The 1,380-nt window shown below is 73.3% G+C and carries 1 protein-coding gene and 1 pseudogene; one reads left to right on the top strand and one right to left on the bottom strand.

Going from position 1 to position 1,380, the window contains the following annotated elements:
* Nucleotides 1–503: pseudogene (locus tag D7X32_RS44370) on the bottom strand (energy transducer TonB); the annotation flags it as partial.
* Nucleotides 504–725: 222 nt separating this feature from the next.
* On the opposite strand from D7X32_RS44370, the gene D7X32_RS44365 reads away from it, so the two are divergent.
* Entirely contained in the window at nucleotides 726–1,205 is a 480-nt protein-coding gene (locus D7X32_RS44365) for a hypothetical protein (RefSeq protein WP_120608471.1), read from the top strand.
* The last annotated feature ends 175 nt before the right edge of the window (nucleotides 1,206–1,380 follow it).

The raw sequence follows: 1,380 nt of genomic DNA, 5'->3' as shown, positions 1-1,380 counted from the left end.
CCCTCCGGCACGCCCGGACCCGCGGGCGCCTGCGCCGCGGCCGTGGCCACCTCCGTGACGGCCGGAGTCTCCGCGACCTGCTCCACCACCGGCTCCGGCGTCTCCTTCACCGGCTCCGGGACCTTCGCGGGGACCACCAGCTCCTGCCGCTTCGGGCGCGGCTTGTGGGCCACCGGCTTCACGGGCTCCACGGACGCCTGCTTCAGCGCGCCACCGCCCAGCGGCGGCGGGGGCGGCGCGTACGCCATCAGCACCAGCTCCGGCTCCGGCTTCTTGACCTCGGGCGGCGGCCGGTTCGTCATGAACAACGCCAGCGCCACCACGTGCGCCGCGGTCGCGGCCAGCAGCGCCCCGCTCCAGCGTCCCCACCCCGCCTCGGCCGGCGCGGTCGCGGACTGGAAGAGCCCCACCGGACTCCGCGCCGCATCCGCACGGGCGGTCACAGCCGGAGGCAGCGTCGGGGCAGCAGCCAATCCGTCGTCGAAGTTGAGAATGGTTCTCATTTTCTGTTGCCGAAAGGGGATACCCCCTGGTGGGTGGCAACGTCAATGTGGAGCGATGCTGAAATCATCCCGGTGCGTCAGCGCGCGGCCTTTTTCCGCGCCAAAGGCGCGATTTTCCGAGGTGCCCGAAACACCGGCTGCGTATAAAGGCCTTCCGCTGACGCGGTTTTGTGTCGTCCACCGACTGTCGCATGCGGTGCGACACGCTTAGCGCCCCCACCCATGACGCCGGCCCTTCCCCACACCGGGCGTGAAGCCCCTCGCGAGTCCAGGATCGCCCTGGCGGCGGTCGTGTGCGCGGCGGTGTTCGCCGGCCTCCTGGGGTTGGCGGTGCACCCGTGGGGGCCCTTCCCGGCGGCCCGCGCGCAGGTGGCCGCGTCCCGGACCGGCGAGGCGTCTCGCGCGCCCCCCAGCCCGAAGCTGGGGTGGGAGGAAGCGGGGCTGCTGCACGGCTCCCACGTGGGGGCGCCGCAGCCGGATTCGCGCGATCAGGTGGACCGCGGCGCAGCCAGCGTCCGTCCTCCGACGCCGTTCGCTCCCCGGCCGGATACCCTGCGCGCGCTGCTCGCGCGCTATGACGCCCGGGTGCTGGCACGGGCCCAGGGGCTGCTTGCCCGCGCGCTGCCCTTCCGGCTCACGCCGCTGGCGGACCGTCCCCGGACGGTGAACTGCCCGGCCCAGGGTCCCCCCGTCCAGGGCTGAGCGGTTCCCGTTCTCCTTCTTCGTTCGCGGGCCCGCGCCCCGTCCGCCCCGGTGTGACCTCCGGGAGCCGAGCGGGCAGGCCCTTCCTCCAACGTAAACATTCCAACACGCGGTGCGCCCTTGGCGGCCGCGCGAGGCCTCCTTCCATGTCTTCGTCCCCTTCCCCCAATCCCAC

Origin of the sequence: Corallococcus carmarthensis (genome assembly GCF_003611695.1) — a bacterium.
Taxonomy (GTDB): Bacteria; Myxococcota; Myxococcia; order Myxococcales; family Myxococcaceae; genus Corallococcus; species Corallococcus carmarthensis.
This window is presented reverse-complemented; position numbering and strand designations above follow the sequence as displayed.

What these genes read in the sequence shown, in the direction of transcription:
- D7X32_RS44365 (WP_120608471.1), top strand. Translation starts at nt 726, where the DNA reads ATGACGCCGGCCCTTCCCCACACCGGGCGTGAAGCCCCTCGCGAGTCC.